The 20702-nt window shown below is 39.5% G+C and carries 25 protein-coding genes; 4 read left to right on the forward strand and 21 right to left on the reverse strand.

Features of this window, described 5'->3' with window-relative positions:
• Positions 1–162 precede the first annotated feature (162 nt).
• Positions 163–411 carry a 30S ribosomal protein S20 gene (rpsT, locus tag AC6CH1_RS10540; RefSeq protein ID WP_498317438.1) on the forward strand — a complete coding sequence of 83 codons (249 nt, stop codon included), beginning with the start codon at positions 163–165 and terminating at the stop codon, positions 409–411.
• Positions 412–482: 71 nt separating this feature from the next.
• On the opposite strand, the gene holA is transcribed toward rpsT, so the two are convergent.
• Positions 483–1493, reverse strand: coding sequence for a DNA polymerase III subunit delta (holA, locus tag AC6CH1_RS10545; RefSeq protein ID WP_427708941.1), 1011 nt, complete (start codon positions 1491–1493; stop codon positions 483–485).
• Positions 1494–1738: 245 nt separating this feature from the next.
• Between holA and AC6CH1_RS10550 the strand changes: the two genes are divergently transcribed.
• On the forward strand, positions 1739–1912 hold the full coding sequence (locus tag AC6CH1_RS10550) for a YqzM family protein (protein WP_079527924.1): 174 nt from the start codon (positions 1739–1741) through the stop codon (positions 1910–1912).
• 51 nt (positions 1913–1963) lie between these two features.
• Here AC6CH1_RS10550 and AC6CH1_RS10555 read toward each other — a convergent pair whose 3' ends face one another.
• From AC6CH1_RS10555 to AC6CH1_RS10610, 12 genes are all read right to left on the reverse strand, one after another.
• A complete protein-coding gene (locus AC6CH1_RS10555) occupies positions 1964–4282 on the reverse strand; it encodes a DNA internalization-related competence protein ComEC/Rec2 (protein WP_251686755.1) in 2319 nt (772 codons plus the stop codon).
• Complete coding sequence (locus AC6CH1_RS10560) at positions 4251–4826, reverse strand: ComE operon protein 2 (RefSeq protein WP_079527928.1); 576 nt, start codon at positions 4824–4826, stop codon at positions 4251–4253. The genes AC6CH1_RS10555 and AC6CH1_RS10560 overlap by 32 nt, the downstream gene beginning before the upstream one ends.
• Positions 4827–4911: 85 nt before the next feature.
• On the reverse strand, positions 4912–5559 hold the full coding sequence (locus AC6CH1_RS10565; protein ID WP_251686753.1) for a helix-hairpin-helix domain-containing protein: 648 nt from the start codon (positions 5557–5559) through the stop codon (positions 4912–4914).
• 124 nt (positions 5560–5683) lie between these two features.
• Positions 5684–6421, reverse strand: a complete 738-nt coding sequence (locus tag AC6CH1_RS10570; protein ID WP_251686751.1) for a class I SAM-dependent DNA methyltransferase — start codon at positions 6419–6421, stop codon at positions 5684–5686.
• Positions 6414–6767, reverse strand: a complete 354-nt coding sequence (rsfS, locus tag AC6CH1_RS10575) for a ribosome silencing factor (RefSeq protein WP_008407622.1) — start codon at positions 6765–6767, stop codon at positions 6414–6416. The genes AC6CH1_RS10570 and rsfS overlap by 8 nt, the downstream gene beginning before the upstream one ends.
• A 6-nt stretch (positions 6768–6773) precedes the next feature.
• On the reverse strand, positions 6774–7334 hold the full coding sequence (gene yqeK / locus AC6CH1_RS10580) for a bis(5'-nucleosyl)-tetraphosphatase (symmetrical) YqeK (RefSeq protein ID WP_251686749.1): 561 nt from the start codon (positions 7332–7334) through the stop codon (positions 6774–6776).
• A complete protein-coding gene (locus AC6CH1_RS10585; protein WP_251686747.1) occupies positions 7303–7896 on the reverse strand; it encodes a nicotinate-nucleotide adenylyltransferase in 594 nt (197 codons plus the stop codon). Before AC6CH1_RS10585 ends, yqeK begins: the two co-directional genes overlap by 32 nt.
• Positions 7897–7907: 11 nt before the next feature.
• Positions 7908–8213, reverse strand: a complete 306-nt coding sequence (yhbY, locus tag AC6CH1_RS10590; protein ID WP_251686737.1) for a ribosome assembly RNA-binding protein YhbY — start codon at positions 8211–8213, stop codon at positions 7908–7910.
• Entirely contained in the window at positions 8200–9042 is an 843-nt protein-coding gene (aroE, locus tag AC6CH1_RS10595; RefSeq protein ID WP_251686735.1) for a shikimate dehydrogenase, read from the reverse strand. The genes yhbY and aroE overlap by 14 nt, the downstream gene beginning before the upstream one ends.
• 156 nt (positions 9043–9198) lie before the next feature.
• Positions 9199–10302, reverse strand: a complete 1104-nt coding sequence (gene yqeH / locus AC6CH1_RS10600) for a ribosome biogenesis GTPase YqeH (protein ID WP_251686733.1) — start codon at positions 10300–10302, stop codon at positions 9199–9201.
• Between the two features lie 57 nt (positions 10303–10359).
• On the reverse strand, positions 10360–10875 hold the full coding sequence (locus tag AC6CH1_RS10605) for a YqeG family HAD IIIA-type phosphatase (RefSeq protein ID WP_008407628.1): 516 nt from the start codon (positions 10873–10875) through the stop codon (positions 10360–10362).
• 34 nt (positions 10876–10909) lie between these two features.
• Entirely contained in the window at positions 10910–11692 is a 783-nt protein-coding gene (locus AC6CH1_RS10610) for a phosphatidylserine decarboxylase (RefSeq protein WP_498317441.1), read from the reverse strand.
• Positions 11693–12003: 311 nt separating this feature from the next.
• On the opposite strand from AC6CH1_RS10610, the gene pssA reads away from it, so the two are divergent.
• Together pssA and sigK are read left to right on the forward strand one after the other, a co-directional pair.
• On the forward strand, positions 12004–12543 hold the full coding sequence (pssA, locus tag AC6CH1_RS10615; protein WP_251686729.1) for a CDP-diacylglycerol--serine O-phosphatidyltransferase: 540 nt from the start codon (positions 12004–12006) through the stop codon (positions 12541–12543).
• Positions 12544–12628: 85 nt separating this feature from the next.
• Positions 12629–13330 (forward strand): RNA polymerase sporulation sigma factor SigK, encoded by a 702-nt coding sequence (gene sigK, locus AC6CH1_RS10620; protein WP_079527948.1) that lies wholly within the window; start codon positions 12629–12631, stop codon positions 13328–13330.
• 89 nt (positions 13331–13419) lie between these two features.
• On the opposite strand, the gene mtnN is transcribed toward sigK, so the two are convergent.
• The 8 genes from mtnN to mltG form a co-directional block, all read right to left on the reverse strand.
• The gene (mtnN, locus tag AC6CH1_RS10625; protein ID WP_251686727.1) at positions 13420–14112 is read right to left on the reverse strand and encodes a 5'-methylthioadenosine/S-adenosylhomocysteine nucleosidase; all 693 of its coding nucleotides are present in this window, start codon (positions 14110–14112) and stop codon (positions 13420–13422) included.
• 40 nt (positions 14113–14152) lie between these two features.
• Positions 14153–14833: a YrrS family protein gene (locus AC6CH1_RS10630; RefSeq protein WP_251686725.1), complete on the reverse strand. Its 681-nt coding sequence runs from the start codon at positions 14831–14833 to the stop codon at positions 14153–14155.
• A 133-nt stretch (positions 14834–14966) separates the two neighbouring features.
• The gene (greA, locus tag AC6CH1_RS10635; RefSeq protein ID WP_251686723.1) at positions 14967–15452 is read right to left on the reverse strand and encodes a transcription elongation factor GreA; all 486 of its coding nucleotides are present in this window, start codon (positions 15450–15452) and stop codon (positions 14967–14969) included.
• A gap of 269 nt (positions 15453–15721) precedes the next feature.
• The gene (udk, locus tag AC6CH1_RS10640) at positions 15722–16357 is read right to left on the reverse strand and encodes a uridine kinase (RefSeq protein ID WP_251686721.1); all 636 of its coding nucleotides are present in this window, start codon (positions 16355–16357) and stop codon (positions 15722–15724) included.
• Positions 16358–17635 (reverse strand): peptidase U32 family protein, encoded by a 1278-nt coding sequence (locus AC6CH1_RS10645; RefSeq protein WP_251686719.1) that lies wholly within the window; start codon positions 17633–17635, stop codon positions 16358–16360. It abuts the gene before it with no gap.
• Between the two features lie 19 nt (positions 17636–17654).
• Positions 17655–18587 (reverse strand): peptidase U32 family protein, encoded by a 933-nt coding sequence (locus AC6CH1_RS10650; RefSeq protein WP_251686717.1) that lies wholly within the window; start codon positions 18585–18587, stop codon positions 17655–17657.
• A gap of 5 nt (positions 18588–18592) precedes the next feature.
• The gene (locus tag AC6CH1_RS10655; RefSeq protein ID WP_251686715.1) at positions 18593–19225 is read right to left on the reverse strand and encodes an O-methyltransferase; all 633 of its coding nucleotides are present in this window, start codon (positions 19223–19225) and stop codon (positions 18593–18595) included.
• 216 nt (positions 19226–19441) lie between these two features.
• On the reverse strand, positions 19442–20560 hold the full coding sequence (mltG, locus tag AC6CH1_RS10660) for an endolytic transglycosylase MltG (protein ID WP_251686713.1): 1119 nt from the start codon (positions 20558–20560) through the stop codon (positions 19442–19444).
• Between the last annotated feature and the right edge of the window lie 142 nt (positions 20561–20702).

Raw genomic sequence — 20702 nt, forward strand, 5'->3', positions numbered from 1 at the left:
TGCACCTCCACAATTCAGTTTGTTCAAACTGTCAAGTAAATATTCTTTGCGTTTATGTATTGCAATTCCTTCAATCCTTTGGTAGAATGATTTTTGTTGTATTGACACATGAAATAAGTGAGAAAATACTCATCTCGTACCTAAATCTAGGAGGTGAAAGAAATGCCAAACATTAAATCTGCTATCAAACGTGTAAAAGTTAACGAAAAAGCTAACGCTGCTAACGTACAAGCAAAATCTGCTATGCGTACTACAGTTAAAAAAGCTGAGCAAGCGATCGTAACAGGTGCTGAAAACGCACAAGAATTAGTAGTTGCTGCTTCTAAAGCATTAGATAAAGCTGCTTCTAAAGGTCTTATTCACAAAAACGCGGCTTCTCGTAAAAAGTCTCGTTTAGCGAAAAAAGCTTAATTGTAAACTTATAAAGCCAACTGTGCATTTGCACAGTTGGCTTTTTTCATTGTTTCCTAGAATATAAATTTCTATAGTTTCTTCATTAAAAACAGCTCTAGATGGCGCTCACGGTTACCACCTGTTGTTTTAAGCTGAAGATCTACTTCCGCCAGACTATAGAGCGCTTGAAGTAAACGCTGGTCGGATGGGCGGTTTCTTTGACCTGAAATGACCTGCACTCGGTACGGATGAATTTTAAGCTGTTTTGCAATCTGTTGCTGATGGTACCCTTTTTTTTGCAAATAGAAAATATTGGTCATCGTCCGGATATTGTTCGCTAAAAGTCCTACAAGTTTGATCGGTTCTTCTTTTTGACGTAAAAGATCATGATAGATTTTGAGTGCCTCTTCCTGATTGTGCTCCAAATAGGCATTCAGCATTTTAAATGCATCATGTTCAAGTGTTTTCGCCACTAAATCCTCTACAAGTTCATGTGTTATTTCATAATCTTCACCTAAATACAAGGCCATCTTTTCTATTTCCATCTGAAGCTGGAGCATATTCGGACCGACCATTTCCAGCAGCTTACCGACAGCTTCATCGGCGATCGCTTTTCCATGCTGCTCTGCTTCACTTTTTACCCATATATTCAAATCGTTGTTTTGTGGTGTTTCCGCTGCGATTACTGTACATTTTTCTTTCATAAGCTTCGTTACTTTTTTACGCTCATCCAACTTTTCGTATGGCGCGATAAATATGGTGATGGCTGTATCAGTAGGATGCTGCAGCCAGCTTTCAAGACGCTTTAAATCATGGTCAATCTTTTCCTTGCCTTTTTCAGTCGCTTTTAAAAATGATGCATTTTTAGCTATTATTAATTTACGTTCCGAGAAAAACGGAATCGTATCCGCTTCATCAATAACATAATCAATCGGCTGTTCATTTAAGTCAAAGGTCATAACTTCCGCATCTTCATTTTTTTGAAGAGCCGCCTTCAACTGCTTAATTGTTTCATCTACAAAATAGGATTCTTCTCCTACAAGCAAGTAAACCGGTGCGAAATTCCCCTTTTTAAAATCTTGCCATACTTTTGTTATCATACTGGGAACCTCCTTTACTTTCGTAGTTCTAAGTATACCATTTTTTACGTTATTGAGGATGTCCAGTTTCACATCACAATATGCCTTGAAGAAGAATTTATATGGCCGACCTCTTCTCTATTTACTTATGGATTTTTATTGAAGCTCACACCGATTCAATAAACCAATAAAAGGAATAATTAGCATTTCATATAGCATTTTTAGTTAGAATATTCTATAATTATTGAAGATTAGGAGGGATACTTATGGCAGGACATCAAGATCCAAACTATGTAGCTGAAAACCCATTTGAAGGTCGTGGCCGAGCGATGAAAAGCAATGACTTCCCAGATGCCGGTTACGGTTTCGCCATCGGTGGCGGATTCTTCATCGTATTGTTTATTATTGCAACAATCGTAGAAGCAGCTACACGTCTGTAATTCCTTAAAAGTGGGATGGTTTCTTGTTAAAATGAGAAACCATTCCATTTTTTATTTCATAAAAAGAGAATTCGATTTTTCAATATACATTTGATTTTGTGAGACAAAAATTTCTACCGTACCATCTATTCCTGTTGTCGAGTATGGAATTTTTTTCGCCTCAAACCGATTGACAACATCAATATGCGGATGATTATAACGGTTATTTTCACCTGCCATAAACACAACAAATTTAGGGTTTGTTACTGTTATAAATTCCTCGGTGCTTGATGTTTTACTGCCATGATGCCCGGCCTTCAATAAATCGATGTTACGTAATTTCTCGTTATAAAGCCGAATCAGTTCCCTCTCGCCTTCCTGCTCCAAATCTCCTGTAAATAATGCCCGAAATGCCTCATGCTTAACGAGTAGAACGAGCGAATCATTATTTCCTTCATATTCGATTTCCAATGGCCATAAATATTCAAAAGCTGTTTCTCCTATTTGCCACTTATGACCAGCCATTTTCTCAATCAGTTTCGTATTTGTTTTCTCCAGCTCATGCAAAAAATCGTTCATAACCGGTTTGGTGATTGAACCTGGTGTAACGTGCACCTCCTTTACAATCACTTCCCGCAACACTTCTTCAGCCCCCTCTACATGATCCGCATCCGCATGTGACAGCATAAATGTATCGATTGTTTGGATTCCTCGCCCTTTTAAATAGGGAACGACAACTTGACGCCCAACCTCATAGGGAGTTTTCCGCTCTTTCCATGTTTCCTGTTCAAATCTCAACAAGCCCCCTGCATCGATGACAATGACCGATTTTCTGTACGGCAATTCAATGACAATGCAGTCCCCTTGACCGACGTTGACAAAGGCCATTTTCAGATCACTATGCAAAAATGGCTGTATATGAAATATAAATGCAGGCAGTACTAAAGCAAAGATGGCTTTCTTTAACGGAGCTTGCTGGTCAAGCAAATAAAAAGTGAAAAAAACCGAACCGTATAAAACCATAAGCCATATCATCGAAGGTTTCCCGGGGTTCCACATTTGGACAATCGGCTGCTGAATGAAGAGAATGAAATTTGTCAGCGCTGTACGCAACGGCTCATATATAAAGAACAGAATGGAGTCAAACGGGAGTGGCAAATAAGTCAGCACAAGGACAAATAGATTGGTTGGTAAAACAATAAATGAAAAAAGAGGGACGAAGAAAATATTGGCGATAAAAGAGGATAGGCTAATTTCGTAAAAGTGGAACAGTAATAAAGGATAAACAAGGATTTGGCAAACGAACGTAATGTAGAAGGATTGTACCCAAAAATTTGAGTAGCGAGCTAAAATACGGCTGGAATAAACTAAGCTGTAAGTAGCCAAATAGGATAGCTGAAAGCCGACTTGAAAAACTGCACCAGGCTCTAATAAGACAAACATAATAAAGCTGAGCGACAATGCATCATCCATCGGTATTTTCCAACGAACATACTGTGCTAGCAAGACAAATTCCACGACACTTACTGCACGCCAAATAGACGGTGCCCCTCCTGCTAAAATTGCATACAACGGCAATAAAATAAGCAAAAATACTGTAGCGACCTCTCTACGTATCCTCAAGCGGAGCAATAACTGAAAAAACAGGAATGAGACAAGTGCGACATGCAAACCCGAAATTGCAAATAAATGGGTAATCCCGAGTTTTTGATAAGCGCGATTTAACTGTTCGTCGACATTTTCCTGGAAACCAATCAAAAGGGCTTGTGCCTCTGCGGCAAGTGATGGCGGGAACGTTTCTTCAATATGCCTTTTTAACTGAAAGCGCTGTTCATAAATAGGTTGCATGAAACTTTTATTTTGCCGAAAATATTGGAGCTGCTGAATTTCGATAATACCTCTTGCATTCTTACCTTGCAAATAGCGGGCCATAGAAAAGCCATAGCGGTGTGCGGGGATTGATGGGGATACTTGCTCCCCGGTTACAATAAAACTTGTACCAGCAAGCTGCTGTGCCTCGAAGCGTTGTTTTTCCTTTTCAGTTTTCAATTCATAGGTGACATATACTTTGTCGCCGGATTCATCAAGCATGAACCCCCTTAGCATCACACCATTTATATTGTACTCGTCGGTCCATGTTAATATTGCCGGTAGTTCAACCGGTAGTGAAAGCTTATTGATTTCATAGGAAAAATAACTGTAACTCCCAATGCCAACTATTAAAATAAACAGCAAATGAATGTTTGCCAGTCGTTTATAAAGACTAAACACCAACAATAATGCCAGCAAGAAAAGAAGCCTTCCCGATTCCAATGCAGCAAGTGCACTGATACAAACCGACAAGGCATAAAATATCCAGTTATGCTTGAACAAGTTTACCAAATAAAGCATGCATCTTCTCCTCTAATGGGAGCAACTGATCACGGCTTGCACCTAACTCACGAAGCTTTTCGAGCATTTCAGCAGTTAATGCGAACTTTTCATCTTGCAGAAAGTCGATTTTTGCCTCATCAAATGGAATATGCGCAACATGGACATCTGCTTTTTTGAACAATTCCATTGCGTACATATTATTTTTATAATCTTTTGCATAGTACACATTTTTGATACCAGCTTGAATGATGGTCTTCGTGCATGGCAGGCATGGGAAATGTGTGACATATAGATCCGCTCCATTTGATGGCGTACCATATTTCGCACATTGCAGTAATGCATTTGTTTCGGCATGCACTGTGCGGACACAATGGTTGTCCACAACGTAGCAACCTTCTTCAATACAGTGTTCGTCACCTGAAATGGATCCATTATATCCGCCGGCAATGATGCGCTTTTCCCGTACAATTGTCGCACCTACCGCAAGACGGCTGCATGTGCTTCTTAATGCGAGTAAATGACTTTGCGCCATAAAAAATTGATCCCAAGTAATTCGCTCCATATGATAACCCCCAAATGTTTTGTCACCTATCAGTTTATACGTAGTTCCTGACATTCGCAATGTAAGATCAATCAGAAATTTCGGTTTATTTTACGTCGATTAAGTCCTTTAACTGCTCAAATGTTTTATCCCCGATTCCAGTTACTTTTTTTAAATCATCTATAACTTGAAAATTCCCGTGTTCGGACCGATGCTGAATAATCGCACCTGCTTTGGATGGACCAATTCCCGGAAGCTGGGTTAACTCCGCTTCCATCGCTTTATTTATATTAATCTTTCCCTTCGTACTTCCGCTGCCTGAGCCGGTCGCCGGACTCGCCTGTATCATCTGTTCCATTACCTCCGCAGGCTCTTCGCCAGTTTTAGGTATATAGATCACCATTTCATCCTGAAGCCTTTGGGCATGGTTAATGAGCACCGGATTGGCATCGTCTGTGTACCCTCCTGCTGCTTCAACGGCATCGACAATCCGTTGATCTCCGGATAATGTATACACACCCGGATATTTTACCGCTCCTTTTACATCCACCATTATTGGCTTATGTTCGTTTTCGATTTCCGTTTCCGGATTTGTGGAAGGTTCATCAATAGCAGGAATTGTCATTTGGTCAATTGTTTCAATCGCAGCACTGTGCGAGGAATCATCGAGGAATAATAAGTAGATGAATACCGCAGCAACGACTCCGCCCAGAATGGCGAGTTGCTTTTTATACTTCTCCAGAAATGGCTGCAAAATAAAAAACACCCTTTCATAAAGAAGGTTTTATATATGGAGCTTACATCCACTATACAAATTCCGCTTCTTTATGAAAAGGTATTTCCATCAAAACTGCTGAAACTTACTTTTTCAGCTATTTTTATTTAACCGCCCGAATAAAAATTCGTTCGCTTTCATCAGTCGGTTGTGTTGTCATCCAGTCTGCCGTCACTTCAACGTGAGAAAAACCGATTTCTTTCAGCCATTTCACATATTGCTCATACGCAAATGTGCGCTGATAATGTTCTTCATCAAAGCGTTCATATAGACCGCTTTCTGTTAGTACAAAAAACGTCATTTGATGGTACACAGAATGGGGTTCTTCACCCGGCTCTGTATGCCAAACATATGAAATTTCGCCGTCGTCATACGTAAACGGACCATCCAGAAAAATTTCGTCCATTTTATATAACGAATGTACATCAAAGAATAGTTGTCCGCCTTCCCGAAGACTGTCAAATACCCGTTTCAATGTTTCCACGACATTTTGCTGCTCTTTTACATAATTGATCGAGTCAATTGGAATGATCGCAACATCCAAATTGCTGAAACCTTCCAGTTCGTCCATTGACATAGCATATAGAGGCATTGAAACTTTTTCATCCTCCATACGCGCACTTGCAATGGCAAGCATTTCTTCCGATAGGTCAATCCCTGATACAGCGTAACCCGCTTTATTCAGTAATAATGCAAGCGTTCCTGTACCACAGCCAATATCGAGCAGATTTTTATAGTTCTGTGCAGGTGCATATGTCTGAATCCATTCCACATATTCCGTATACGGGATATCGGTCATCAATTCATCATAAACTTCCGCAAAACGCTCATAACTATTCATTGTCCATTTGTGGCGCGTCTAATTGTGGTGCATCTCCCCATAGACGTTCCAGGTTGTAATAGGCACGCTCATCTTTATGGAAAATATGTGCAACAACATCACCCATATCGACTAAAATCCAGCGTGCAGTATCAAAGCCTTCAAGCTTACGTACTGTGTAGCCCGCTTCTTCTGCTTTTTCTTTAATTTCACGTGCAATTGCCTGTACTTGGCGCTCTGAGCTACCTTCTGCAATGATGAAATAATCAGCTAAAAGTGAAATTCCCTGCATATTTAATGCAACGATATCCTCTCCTCGCTTGTCATCGATTGCTTTGTACGTAATATTTAATAACGTTTCATTCATGTATGTTTATTCCTCTCTTATTAAGCTGTTGTAGCATTCAATCGAAACAGGATAAATTGCCTGCTGTGACGAAACTAAAAAACTGAGCGTATGTGTCACACATGCCCGGAATGCATCCTCTAAACTGATGTCTGCCAACGTTCTTAGTTCCTCAACACCCTGAAATTTACGATTTGGTTCAATCATATCTGCTACATAAATAATTTTCTCAAAAGTTGTCATATTCGCACGTCCGGTAGTATGATAACGAATTGCATTTAAAATGCCTTCATCATTAATTTGGAATTCCGTCTCGACAATCCAGGCACCGACCGGACCATGCAATATTTCAGCATTCCAGTCAAGCAGACGCGCATCCAACTGCTGTTCAATCACGACTTGCTTCATCCAGTCAACATCCGCATATTTAGCTATATCATGGAAGATAGCCGCAATCTCTGCTTTTTGTGGATTTTCACCGTATCGTTGAGCTAAACGGATCGCTGTTTCCATTACACCAATGGTATGAATATACCGTTTTTCAGGCATTCGATCTTTAATCGCTGCCAGCATCGTTTGACGTTCCATACAAACCTTCCTTTCGAATATACCGTTCAACTGCAGCAGGCAATAAAAACTGTAAAGGTGCCTCTGTTTGCTGTAACCGGTTTCGAATATATGTTGAAGAAAGGTCAATTTGCGGGGCTTCCACCATACACACGTCGTAACATGATTTTGCTTCACTGCCCGGGCGCTTCACTCCAACAAATGTGACAAGTTCCATTAACTCATCGATACGGTGCCATGTATGCAAAGAATCGATCATGTCCCCGCCGATAATAAAATAAAACTGTATTTGTGGTTCACGTTCACACAATGCTTTCATTGTATCGAATGTATAGGATACCCCTCCGCGCTCAAGTTCATATGTTTCCACATGAAAATACGGAATATCCTCGATCGCCAGCTCAACCATCCGCAGACGCTGAGCATTTGTTGCAGAGCGGGCCAAATCCTTATGCGGCGGCTTTGCGTTCGGCATAAAGCGTACTTCCGTCAAACCAAGCGCTGCATACACTTCATTGGCCATCATTAAATGTCCAATATGCGGTGGATTAAAAGTTCCGCCAAAAAGACCGACTTTCTTCATTACACTTCACCTTATTTCGTAGCTACTTTTGGTAATACGATTTTTTTGTTGTTGCGCGATTCTTTATATAAAACAACTGTCAACCCGATCAGTTGAACAAGCTCGGCACGTGTACCGGCAGCCAGTTCTTCCGCCACAACTTTTTTGTCTTCTTCACAGTTGTCTAAAATGCGTACTTTAATAAGTTCGCGTGCTTCCAATACATCACGTAATTGTGCAATCATTGCATCATTTACGCCACCTTTCCCAACTTGGAAAATTGGATCTAAGTGGTGTGCCTCAGCACGTAAAAAACGTTTTTGTTTACCTGTTAACATAATTTCCTCCTAATTGCGCCGTTAAACGGGCAATCATTGCATTTGTATTTGGATAATGACCTAACCAGTGTTCGTATGCAATCGCACCTTGATGCACGAACATGCCTAACCCATTGACAATTGTCGCCCCTTTTTGCTCAGCCGCTTGCAAAAATGGCGTCATTAATGGATTATACACAATATCTGCAGCAATTGCGCCTGCCGGGAACTTTCCAAGCGAAAATGGTAATGCAAAGTCGCCCGTAGCCATTCCTGCTGGTGTTGTTTGAATAAAAATTTCATAATTAGCCAGGCTTTGTTCTGCTACTTTCATCGAAACAGCTTGGCCGGCATGTAATTCATCAATAATTTGCTGTGCTTTTTCAACTGTTCGGTTGGCAATTGTTATATTCGTATAACCTGTTAGTTGGAGGGCAAATGCAATACCGCGGGCTGCGCCACCTGCTCCGATCAGTAAAACCGGTGCATTACGTTTTGTAGTACCGATCACATGCTCAAGTGATTTCACAAAACCCGGACCGTCCGTATTATAGCCCTTTAATTTACCTTCTGCAGTACGCACGACCGTATTGACCGCACCCATCTTTTCGGCAAGCTCGTCAAGTTCATCCAGGAACGGAATAATCGCTTGTTTATGCGGAATCGTTACATTCCAGCCGCTTGTCCCTAACAGTTTGAAAGATGCAACAGCTTGTTGTAGATGTTCTGGCTTCACGTGTATCGGGATATACGTCGCATCCACATTCGCTTCTTCATACCATGCATTATGCATCTCCGGAGATTTTGAGTGTGCAATCGGATCCCCAATAACCGCAAACCATTTTTTCATCGATATTTCCCTCTTTCCTGCTACCATTCATTCACTGTAAAATAATTGACTTGATAAAAAGAAGGCGAATTTGCCCGTCTACCCTTCATACCAATCAACTAACTTCACTTCAGATGTTAAAAATTTTTCCCTAAATTAGTTGAAGAGACCGTTCTATTAAATCAGTGATGGACGAATGAATACTTCTACGCCTTTTGGTGCGTGTGCTGCTACTACAACATTGGCATGCTGTACTGTAACCCAGCCTAATCCTGAAATAACTACATCAGTTTTCGGTTCTTTGATCGAAAACTCGTGACGTACTAATGGTGGTAATTGATCAATATGTTTAGACGTTGGAGGTGCCAATAACTCACCTTTATGTTCTTCATATAATTGATCCGCACGTTCCAGCTTCGTACGGTGGATCGGCAAATCATTTGCAACATGTACAGTAAATGCCGAACGCTCGCCTTGTATAAAATCAAAACGGGCAAGAGCACCGATAAATAGTGTTTGTCCTGGATTTTGCTGATACACTTTTGGTTTAATTTCTTTTTTTGGCATAATATATTTTAATTCACTTGAATCGATATGGTGTGCCATTTGGTGATGATTGATAATACCAGGTGTATCATATAAAGATGATCCGTCATCTAACGGAATGCCAATCATATCAAGCGTAGTTCCCGGGAAATGAGAAGTTGTAATAATTTCTCCTTCACCTGTAGCTTGCTTAATAATACGGTTAATAAACGTCGATTTACCGACATTTGTACAACCTACAACATATACATCTTTACCATTACGGTATTCTTCAATCGCTTCAACGACTTCCTGCATGCCCATTCCTTTATGTGCCGAAACAAGCTTCACATCAATCGGCTTTAATCCAAGTGCTTTCGCTTCACGTTTCAACCAGTTGATCACTTTCTTTTCTTTTACCGATTTTGGTAAAAGGTCTGCTTTATTTGCTACTAAAAGAACTGGGTTATTTCCAACGAATCGGTGTAAACCTGGTAGCCAGCTGCCATTGAAATCGAAAATATCCACGATTTTCACGATCAGACCTTGCTGTTGTCCAAGACCGTTTAAAATACGTAAAAAATCATCATCCGTTAAGCTAACAGGTTGGATTTCATTATAGTTTTTTAAACGGAAACAACGTTGACAAATAATCATTTCCTTTTCCAGCGAGGACGCAGGTGCATACCCTAATCCATTTTTATCTTCAGTTTGAATCACTGTTCCACAGCCAATACATTGTGGCATTTCATTCATTCAATATTTCCTCCTAACTACTATTGCACCTTCATGCAAAAAAACTTGGGTCGCTTTTTAGTCTTCCCAAGGATACTTTCCTTTTCGCTTTAAATCGTTGTATACACGACGTTCGACGAAGCGGTTAAATTTTGTGACGAGTCCATCAGAGTCAGCAACAGGACGAACTAAAAACGTATAAAGTTTTTGACGTTTTGCGCCCATCACATCTGTTAATAGCTGATCTCCCAGCATCGCAACTTCATGGCGACGTAGACGCAGCTGAACAAGGGCCGCATAGTATGCTGCTCCTAATGGTTTTTTGGCACGGAAAATAAACGGTATGCCATGCGGTTCTGCAAACTGGCGCACCCGTGCTTCATGATTGTTTGAGGCAATGATAATTTTTATGCCTGCTTCTCGCATCATTTCAAACCATTGTACAAGCTCTTCCGTTGCATCAGCACGGTCCCATTCAACAAGCGTATTATCTAAATCTGTTATGATCCCTTTAATGCCTAAATCCTTTAATTTTTCCGGTGTAATTTCATATACACTGCGAATAAATTCATCTGGTAATAAAAAGTTGTACAAAGCCGTAACCCCTAACTCAAAATTTATTTATTCATTATACCATAGTAGCAAAAGCTTCTCCCATTTTTATCTTCGCCCCATTTGTAACATTCTCGGTAAATTCAATTGCATTTTGTTCAAATAACATCACAACGGTTGAACCAAACGCAAAATAGCCGACTTCTTGTCCTTTTTTCCACTGTGTTGACGTATTTGTAAGTTCAATTGAATTCACAAATGTCGCTCCTACTTTAATGAATGCTGTATAATGTTGTTTTTGATAGTTAATTTCGCTTATCATACGATAATTATGACTGATTGGTTTTTTTCCATATTGTAAGCCCATCTGGTTTACAGGATAAGACTTTTGACCAAGTATGTATTGTCGCTTAACAATACCATCAATCGGACTATGGATACGGTGATAATCTGCAGGACTCAAGTAAAAAACAATATACTTGCCATTATTATACCTCTTTGCCTGTATTTCATTTCCCATTAAATCAATTAAAGAATACGGCTTATTTTTCACAGTAAACATTTCCTGATCCTCAATATTGCCGAATGCTTCTATTTTTGCGTCAACAGGACTTGCAAATATATTTTTGCGAACATCTACCGGACGTACTTCTTCTTTCAGCTGGCGAACAAAAAAATCATGCAGGCTAGTAAATTCTTTTGGAGATTTTGAAACTTCTTGTATGTTAATTCCGTATATTTGACTATAGCTACGAATAAAATTTTTACTTAAACGTGATTGTGCAATTTGTTGTAAAATTTTCGAAGAGATTTTACCATTTGATAGTTCTATCATATTCCGGTATAATTTTTCCTTCATTCTAGGTCCTCCGTTAAGTATTGAATAAAGTGAGACTTCAATCAGTTGGGCGCTTTCCTCATCCCCACTGATTAGAAGGAACACAAGCTAAAACCGTCACGTCCAGTGACAACGCTTGTGTAATCAACATCATGTTGGCCCGAACCAATCGGGCTTTTACGGGTAGTTTTACTACTCATTAATGCGGGATAAAAGTAAATTATATAATGACTGGCCAAACAAAGATAGGTTTTAATATGAATTAACTATTACCTTTTTTTAATAGAACAAGTATAATAGAATATAGCCGATGTGCAAGGGAGTGTTTTCCAATGTTTCTACTTCAAAAAGTTGATTCAACGTTTAAAAAAATAAAAGCAAACGCTGCTAATATCATTACAATTACAAATATGTCGTTTGGTGGGGCTGCAATTATGGCTACACTAAATGAGTATCATAGCTACAGTGTACTATTAATTTTTATCGCTGCTTTTTTAGATCGTTATGACGGTAAAGTTGCCCGTAAATTTAATCAGGAGTCCGAATTGGGAAAACAGCTTGATTCCATGGCGGATATTATTTCTTTCGGTGTAGCACCTGCCCTATTAATGTATGAAATGGCATTAATGAATGCAGGATTTACAGGTATGATGATGCCCGTATTATTTATTGCTGCCGGTGCGTTGCGTTTAGCTCGATTCAATGTGATGGATTCAACAGGTTATTTTGTAGGACTGCCGATTACAGCGGCTGGTACATTACTAACTTTTTCTTATTTCTTTACAAATATGTTATCCGAAACGTTTTACTTAATTCTTTTCCCGGTATTGGCACTATTGATGGTAAGTACCTTTACATTAAAAAAAGTGTAAGAGCAGAAATATCGCTCTTACACTTTTTTCATTTCTGCGCAAATTTCATCATATACTGTCGAAAAGATGAAAGGATGTTAATTGCTTGAGCGGTTTTGTGACAGCATTGGTTCAACTTTGGCTTGAGCTTCCCGCATTACTAGGCTATTTAAAAGGGCAGACGTTTTATAAACCGTTATCACGCGAGGAAGAAGAAGAAGTCATCAATCGTTTTATAAAGGGGGATGAAAGCGCTCGTGTCGAATTAATCGAGCGAAATATGCGGCTTGTTGCGCACGTTGTAAAAAAATTCCACCCTTCACACGATTTACTTGATGATTATATTTCAATTGGCACGATTGGTCTTATGAAAGCCGTAAGCAGTTTCACACCAGAAAAAAAGACCCGTCTCGCCACATATGCCGCCCGATGTATCGAAAATGAAATTCTGATGCATCTTCGCGCACAAAAAAAAGTGCAAAAAGATGTCTCGTTATTTGAGCCGATTGGTGTCGATAAAGATGGGCAGTCTCTTCAAATCCGTGATTTACTGCAGCTTGACGAACCTTCCACAATTGAAAAAATTGAACGACAGGAGGATTTTGCCCAGCTGTATCGCTATTTGGATACATTAGATCCACGTGAGCTCGAAATTATTTCCTACCGTTATGGGCTCCAAAACTTCGACCCGCATACCCAAAAAGAAATTGCCAAAAGGCTCAATATTTCACGCAGCTATGTTTCACGCATTGAAAAACGGGCACTTATTAAGCTTTACCAGCAGTTTAAACATGGTGAGAAAGAATAAGCCATATGAAAGGCAGATAGATTTTCAACATACAATAAAGAAAATGCCCAATCCTTTAATGCGATTGGGCATTTCTACGCTGATCCATATTATAACTTTGTAATTGCGTTTAATACGATTTCCGTTGAGTGTTTCGCTGCTACAGGTAAAAACTCATCAAATGACATGCTCGATTCTTGTCCTGCAATGTCTGATAATGCACGAATGACTACAAATGGTGTATCGAATTGGTGGCATACTTGCGCTACAGCCGCCGCTTCCATTTCCACGGCTTTCATTGTAGGGAAATCTTTTCGCACTGCCTCAACACGCTCAGGGTTGCTCATAAATACATCGCCTGAACAAATAAGGCCTACACTGTAATTATGCTCTCCCACTTCTTTAACTGCCTGTTTCGCAACTTCCATTAATTGTTCATCTGATTTATAAGCTGCCGGCATCCCAGCCATTTGACCGATCTCATAGCCAAAAGCTGTAACGTCGACATCATGATGACGTACTTCATCCGAAATGACGATATCCCCAACCTTTAATGCTGCATCAAAACCGCCTGCTGATCCTGTATTAATGACAACTTTCGGATTAAACTTTTCCAATAAGATCGTCGTAGACATTGCCGCATTCACTTTACCGATACCGCTTTTTAACAGTACGATTTCTTTGCCTTCATATGTACCTGTTGTGTATTCACTGTTTGCTATTGTTTCTGTTTTTGTATTTTGTAGAGCACCGCGTAATAATTCTACTTCCTGCTCCATTGCACCGATTACTGCTATTGTCATTTAGTTCATTCCTCCAATTAAACTTGCTAACTATTCTACTTTATTGTGAACCTTCTAATGTTGTCAAAACTTCTATTTGAACCGGTTTCCAGCCTTCATTGTCAACCCATTCTATACTTACACGATATTTTTGTTCTTTGTCCATCGATGTGACAACGGCAATTGCACTTTCCGTACTACCGTTATTATTCACACGCAGTACAATACTGTTTTCCTGCTGTAAATCAATGACGCTGAAAATTGCTTTTAGTTTTTCTTCGTAATCAATATGCCCTTTTTCATATGTCGACACATGTTCTCCTGTTTGTGCCGTCGGATAGGCCGGCCAATTAGGATTTGTAATGACTTCTTTTACTGACGGATCGTTGGAAGGACTCACCATGTCACCCGATTCAGATGTTGGCTGTTCAGTTTCATCTGTAGCGTTATCTTCCTCATCTACTTCTTCCTCCGGTACTTTTGTTTCTGTTTCATTATCTTCCGTTTCTTGTCCAGCGTCATCTTCCGGGACATCAGTTGCTACTTCTGCCGGTGAATCTTGCTCTGCTTCGTTTTTAGGTTCCGGCTCTTGTGTAATGATAAAAATTAATGTTGCCACAATTAACACAGCGACAATAGCGATTAAATAATTTAATCTTTTATCCGCTTTTTGAAATTTCGTCTGTTTTGTTTTTTGTTCAGCATACTGTTGTCGTGTTTGAAATCGTCTTTTTCGTTCCATTTCAATTCCTCCTATGCACACCTATTTTAGCATTAGAACAGCAAAGGTTGCACGGAAATTGAACATTGGAAACTCTTCCAAATATATCAACATAACAAAAGCAGCTAGCAATTTGATGCTAACTGCTTCATAATTATTTTACTTCTAAAATAATAACTTCCATATCTCCGCCTGGTGTTGTCAGTTTTACAACATCGTCCACATGCTTGCCCATTAAAGCTTTAGCAATCGGAGAGTCATTCGAAATTTTACCTTCCATCGGATCGGCTTCAGCTGAACCAACAATTGTGTATGATTCTTCAAAGTTTGCACGTTTACCGTTGATCAGTTCATCAAATGTAACTGTTTTACCTAAAGAAATTGTATTTGATGTTTCGTCCTCAGTAATAATAACAGCATTGCGCAGCATTTGTTCAATCAAAGAAATACGACCTTCCACAAATCCTTGCTCTTCTTTTGCTGAATCGTATTCAGAGTTCTCGGAAAGGTCACCGAAGCTGCGAGCTACTTTAATGCGCTCTACTACTTCCGGACGCTTTACTGTTTTTAATGTGTTTAATTCATCTTCTAATTTTTGTTTTCCATCAAGTGTCATTGGATATTGTTTTTCGTTTGACATTATTCCCACTCCTTAGTATTAACTTGAAAACGTTTACTTTTAGCGTTTTCTATTTCTATTCTTCTAAAAAATACGTATAAATTTAAAAGTTATTTTCACGTATTTTGTTCATAAATAACAGAAAACCCGACTACTAGTTTACGGTATGTGTAAATCCCTTCTTTTAGAAGAAGTTTACACCGTAATACGGGCAGCCGAATTTTATGATTAATTATTTATGTTGTTCTATCGATTTAAAATGTAATTAATGTAAATACTACATCATCATATTACAAGTTTGATTCAGTTTCAAGAATTGTTTTTATTTTCGTTACCATTAAGTCAATTGCAACGTTATTTTCTCCGCCTTCAGGGATAATTACATCTGCATATCGCTTAGTCGGTTCGATAAACATATTGTGCATTGGACGCACTGCTGTTAAATACTGATCGATTACCGAATCAGCTGTGCGACCGCGCTCTTTAATATCACGTTGAATGCGTCGGATAATACGTAAGTCAGAGTCTGTATCCACAAATAATTTAATATCCATTAAATCACGCAGACGCTCGTCCTCCAGCACTAAAATTCCTTCGACAATGATTACATCCTTAGGTTCCACATGAATGACTTCATCTGAACGCGTATGCTGTACATAATCATAGACCGGTTTTTCCACTGATTCATAGGCAAGTAAACGATGAATATGCTCGATCAGCAAATTATTGTCAAATGCAAGCGGATGATCATAGTTTGTTTCCAGACGCTGTTCAAACGTCATATGGCTTTGGTCTTTATAATAATAATCCTGTTCGATAACAACTACTGAATGTTCACGGAAAACATCGTATATAGAACGTGTCACGCTCGTTTTACCTGAGCATGAACCACCGGCAATTCCGATTACAACTGGACGGTTTGACATTTAATTATTCTCCTTTCGCATCATATCAAAATGTGATAATGAGCGATCAACTTTAAATTTAACGATTTGTAGTGGGTGGCGGGCAACATCTAGTTCATTGCCTTTTTCATCCCAAAGCTGGCCAACCGTCATTTTGAATGTATCCATATTAGGGCCGAAAAATTCAACCGTATCGCCTGTCTTGAAATAGTTGCGTTGTTCCAATGTAACTATTTGTGTTTCGGCATCATAATCCATTACAAAACCAGCAAAATCCCACTTCATTTTATGTGAATGGAAACCAAACATTTGTTGTTTATAGCTTGGCTCACCTTCAAAGAATGACGAAGCAGTCGCACGGTTTGCACAGCGCGCCAGTTCTTCCAGCCATTCTTTTTCGAATGTAAAGTTTTCCGGGTCTGCACAGTAAGCATCAATTACTTTACGATAAACGGAAATAACCGTTGCGATATAGTGAATCGACTTCATACGGCCTTCCACTTTTAATGAATCAATCCCTAACTCAATCATGTGAGGAATGGATTCGATCAATTTCAAGTCTTTCGGGCTCATTGCAAACGGTGCTTCACCTTCGTTAAACAATGCTGTTTCTTTACCGTCGTTATTTTCATATAAATCATAATCCCAACGGCAAGACTGACAGCAGCCGCCACGGTTTGAGTCTCTGGCCGTCATATGGTTTGAAAGTGTACAGCGTCCGGAATAAGCGATACACATTGCACCGTGCACGAATGCTTCGATTTCAATGTCTACCTCTTCTTTCATTTTACGCATTTCTTCCCCGCCGACTTCACGTGCTAAAACAACACGTTCCAAACCTTCTTCTTTCCAGTACTTTACCGCTTTCCAGTTGGATAAAGACTGTTGTGTAGAAAGATGGATTTCTAAAGAAGGGGCACACTTTTTACAAGTTTCAATAATTAACGGGTCTGCAACGATAATCCCTTTTACGCCTGCTCCCTCGATTGCCTGCAAGTATTCTTCCAAACCGTCCATATTTTCGTTATGCGCAAAAATATTTGTCGTTACATATACAACGGCTCCGTATTTTTTGGCAAATTCAACGCCTTCCTTCATTTCTTCAATAGTGAAGTTCCCTGCGTTAGAACGTAAACCAAATTCCTGACCACCGATAAATACAGCATCAGCACCGTAGTGTACGGCTACTTTTAATTTTTCCAAGCTTCCTGCTGGTGCTAGAAGCTCTGGTTTTTTCGTAATTACTGTTTTTCCGTTAATAGTTTCACGGATCTTTTCATTTTGAATTAATTGTAGCATACTGCGTTCGTTCTCCTTCCTAGTAGACTGTTTCCTTGTAGATGAAGCCAGTATCCAGTGGACGTAACGCTGGCTGAATTGCTTCGATTTGCTCAAATAGCTCGGATTTAATGTCATCGTACGCATCTTCGCCTTGATCCAAATACGTATCAATTGCTTGACGGTAAAGTTCTGTAACTGTCACCGTATAATCAAACGTTTGAAGGACACCATCAATTTTGAATGAATCGATACCCGCCTCAAACAATTCATTTAACTCTTCAATAATGCACATGTCATTCGGAGAGAAAATATGTGTGCCATTCATATCCTCATAGATCGGATATTTATTTTTACGCTCTTTATCGTGAAGGAACATATTTTTGTTTTCTTTACGATTTTCGATTTCCATCGCTTCGTCACGGTACAGGAAATAGTTCCCTAAAAGTGCGCGCTTAGATTGGAACATACAAGTCATACCATGTACTTGTACTTCGATTTCATGCTTTGTATTTTGTTTAATTTCGAGCACTTCATCGACTGAAAGTTCACGTGCCAGTACAGCACGCTTACTTCCGCGTTCACCCCAATAGTTCACTTGGAAGAAGTTCGTTGCAGTCGTTTCCGGATTCCAATGCAACGGAATGGTTACATTGTTTTCACGCACTGCGATAATTACTGCTGGGTCCCCGAATAATAATGCGTCTACCCCAATACGCTGCATCTGTACTAAATATTCATCCAATGCATCTAAACGATCGTTGTGGAATAATGCATTGACCGCCACATAAACCTTTTTACCTGCAGCGTGAATCAGTTTTGTTGCTTCTTCCACCTGCGCTACTGTAAAGTCTCCAGCTAGACGTAAGCCAAATTTTTGTTCACCGATCACAAAAGCATCAGCACCTGCCTCAAGTAGTGCTGTAATATGCTCAATGGATTGTGGTGTTACTAATAATTCTGGTTTTTTCACACTAATCACCTCTTCAAACAAATTAACAAACCATCACCGACAGGGAAAAAGGCACTAGAATAATCCGGATGTGCCATGATCCAGTCTGAAAATGTTTTTAAATTGCGGATCATCGTTCTTTTTCTTCTAGGTACTTCTTTTATATCTAAATCTGATAATCCGTGCATATACATATTATCGATGTATAAAACGCCACCCGATGGAACGAGTGTTGCGTACTTTTCGAAAAACTTCATGTATTGCCCTTTTGCCGCATCAATAAAAACAGCATCAAAAGTAGTAGGAAGTGTTTCCATGTCTACCTCTAACGCATCGCCCTCTATTACTTGTATGCGGTTTGCCACCTCTGACCTTGCAATGAATTCCTTGGCATACTGAACTCGCGACACATCGCGTTCAATCGTCACAATATGACAATCTGGCAGCGCTTGAGCCATTCGTATAGCAGAATAACCAATTGCCGTCCCAATTTCTAAAATCGATTTCGGATTTTGAATTCGCAAAATTTGATTCAGTGACTCAATCCCGGCAAGCTGCATGATCGGGACATGATTCTGTTCTGCGAAGCGTTCCATTTCCATTAATAATTCATCACGTTCAGGAATGAAAGAAGCAATATAAGCGTCTGATAATTCCATTCGTCATTCTCCCTTTACCTGGTTGTTTGCGCCCATCTTTCATTCACAAGAAAAAAGACGAAACGAAGATGTTTGCGCCTACAAAATTGTTATATAAGGACAAAAAATCACAATTTATAATAGCATGAAAAGAAAAGGAATGCGAACAATTTACTGAATTCCATCGTAAAACGGAAATTTCAAGCCATTCGATCCCTTTTCCACAACTTAACTTTCTTAACGTAAATATTTTTCGATGTTCGCTAAATGTTCATCATACGTTTTAGCAAAATGATTTATGCCTTCTTTATCTGCCAGGAAGTATAAATAATCAGTTTGTGAAGGATTCAATGCCGCTTCAATTGATGTTTTTCCGGCTCCCGCGATTGGTCCTGGAGGCAATCCAACATTTTGATACGTATTATACGGGTTGTCCACTTCCAAATCTTCATACAGCACGCGGTCTTTATGGGACCCTAATGCATACAGTACGGTTGGGTCTGTTTGTAAAGGCATCTCAATTTCCATACGGTTATAGAATACACTCGCAATTGTTTCACGGTCCGTTTGGGCAGTTGCCTCTTCTTCAAGCAGTGATGCAAATGTCAATAGTTCATGAACAGATGTTTCACGTTCTTCCAATACCGGAGTATATTCGGAAACAATCGTATTCATCGCAGAAAGCATTGTATCGATAATTTCCTCTATCGTTGGGTTTTCCTCAAAGAAAGGATATGTTGCCGGATATAAATAGCCTTCTAACGGATGACGAATATTCTCCTTTAAAATAGCTTCTGACAATAATTCAGGATATTCAGTGATTAATTGCTTGACATAAGCGGCATCCGTCACTTTTTTCATGAAGTCCTCTGCTTTATGAGAAGTATTTTTCTGTACAACATCTGCTACTTGCTCAAGTGTTAACCCTTCTGGCACTGTCATTGTAAATACAGGCTCGCGATACACACGACCTGTCTTTAAGCTTTCAATAATTTCGTCGAGTGTCATGGATTTCGTTAAAGAATAACTGCCGGCTTGGAATTCCGATTCATTTTTAAATTTAGTGTAATATTTAAAAATCTGTGCATTCTTTACAATGCCCTTATCTTCTAGAATAGTCGATATTAATGTAATACCTGAACCCATCGGAATTTCGACTTCAACTTTTTTGTTCGATTCCGGGTCCATTGGTTCCAATGCCGATGTCACATAGTTGTATCCTACGAAACCGACAATGGCAATAATCAGAAGAGCCACAAGCGCGATGATTCCCACAATTTTACGCACCGTTCTGACTTCTCCTTTACGCTCTTTCATCTTATTGAACATTTCTTGCTTCTTATTTTCGTCTAGCACGGGAGTCCCCCCTTTTTCTCTCCCATAATGATACATAAAAATCTCTTTCGACACAATATAGAGCCATGAAAGGTATGGAAATTCTCACTATTTGCGACGTTTTATAATAGAAAATGTTCGTTTTTGTCTAAATTTGAACAAT

This window comes from Solibacillus sp. GQ1, from assembly GCF_059758555.1.

What these genes read in the sequence shown, in the direction of transcription:
- rpsT (WP_498317438.1), top strand. Translation starts at nt 163, where the DNA reads ATGCCAAACATTAAATCTGCTATCAAACGTGTAAAAGTTAACGAAAAA.
- holA (WP_427708941.1), bottom strand. Translation starts at nt 1,493, where the DNA reads ATGATAACAAAAGTATGGCAAGATTTTAAAAAGGGGAATTTCGCACCG.
- AC6CH1_RS10550 (WP_079527924.1), top strand. Translation starts at nt 1,739, where the DNA reads ATGGCAGGACATCAAGATCCAAACTATGTAGCTGAAAACCCATTTGAA.
- AC6CH1_RS10555 (WP_251686755.1), bottom strand. Translation starts at nt 4,282, where the DNA reads ATGCTTTATTTGGTAAACTTGTTCAAGCATAACTGGATATTTTATGCC.
- AC6CH1_RS10560 (WP_079527928.1), bottom strand. Translation starts at nt 4,826, where the DNA reads ATGGAGCGAATTACTTGGGATCAATTTTTTATGGCGCAAAGTCATTTA.
- AC6CH1_RS10570 (WP_251686751.1), bottom strand. Translation starts at nt 6,421, where the DNA reads ATGAATAGTTATGAGCGTTTTGCGGAAGTTTATGATGAATTGATGACC.
- rsfS (WP_008407622.1), bottom strand. Translation starts at nt 6,767, where the DNA reads ATGAATGAAACGTTATTAAATATTACGTACAAAGCAATCGATGACAAG.
- yqeK (WP_251686749.1), bottom strand. Translation starts at nt 7,334, where the DNA reads ATGGAACGTCAAACGATGCTGGCAGCGATTAAAGATCGAATGCCTGAA.
- AC6CH1_RS10585 (WP_251686747.1), bottom strand. Translation starts at nt 7,896, where the DNA reads ATGAAGAAAGTCGGTCTTTTTGGCGGAACTTTTAATCCACCGCATATT.
- yhbY (WP_251686737.1), bottom strand. Translation starts at nt 8,213, where the DNA reads ATGTTAACAGGTAAACAAAAACGTTTTTTACGTGCTGAGGCACACCAC.
- aroE (WP_251686735.1), bottom strand. Translation starts at nt 9,042, where the DNA reads ATGAAAAAATGGTTTGCGGTTATTGGGGATCCGATTGCACACTCAAAA.
- yqeH (WP_251686733.1), bottom strand. Translation starts at nt 10,302, where the DNA reads ATGAATGAAATGCCACAATGTATTGGCTGTGGAACAGTGATTCAAACT.
- AC6CH1_RS10610 (WP_498317441.1), bottom strand. Translation starts at nt 11,692, where the DNA reads ATGAAGGAAAAATTATACCGGAATATGATAGAACTATCAAATGGTAAA.
- pssA (WP_251686729.1), top strand. Translation starts at nt 12,004, where the DNA reads ATGTTTCTACTTCAAAAAGTTGATTCAACGTTTAAAAAAATAAAAGCA.
- mtnN (WP_251686727.1), bottom strand. Translation starts at nt 14,112, where the DNA reads ATGACAATAGCAGTAATCGGTGCAATGGAGCAGGAAGTAGAATTATTA.
- AC6CH1_RS10630 (WP_251686725.1), bottom strand. Translation starts at nt 14,833, where the DNA reads ATGGAACGAAAAAGACGATTTCAAACACGACAACAGTATGCTGAACAA.
- greA (WP_251686723.1), bottom strand. Translation starts at nt 15,452, where the DNA reads ATGTCAAACGAAAAACAATATCCAATGACACTTGATGGAAAACAAAAA.
- udk (WP_251686721.1), bottom strand. Translation starts at nt 16,357, where the DNA reads ATGTCAAACCGTCCAGTTGTAATCGGAATTGCCGGTGGTTCATGCTCA.
- AC6CH1_RS10645 (WP_251686719.1), bottom strand. Translation starts at nt 17,635, where the DNA reads ATGCTACAATTAATTCAAAATGAAAAGATCCGTGAAACTATTAACGGA.
- AC6CH1_RS10655 (WP_251686715.1), bottom strand. Translation starts at nt 19,225, where the DNA reads ATGGAATTATCAGACGCTTATATTGCTTCTTTCATTCCTGAACGTGAT.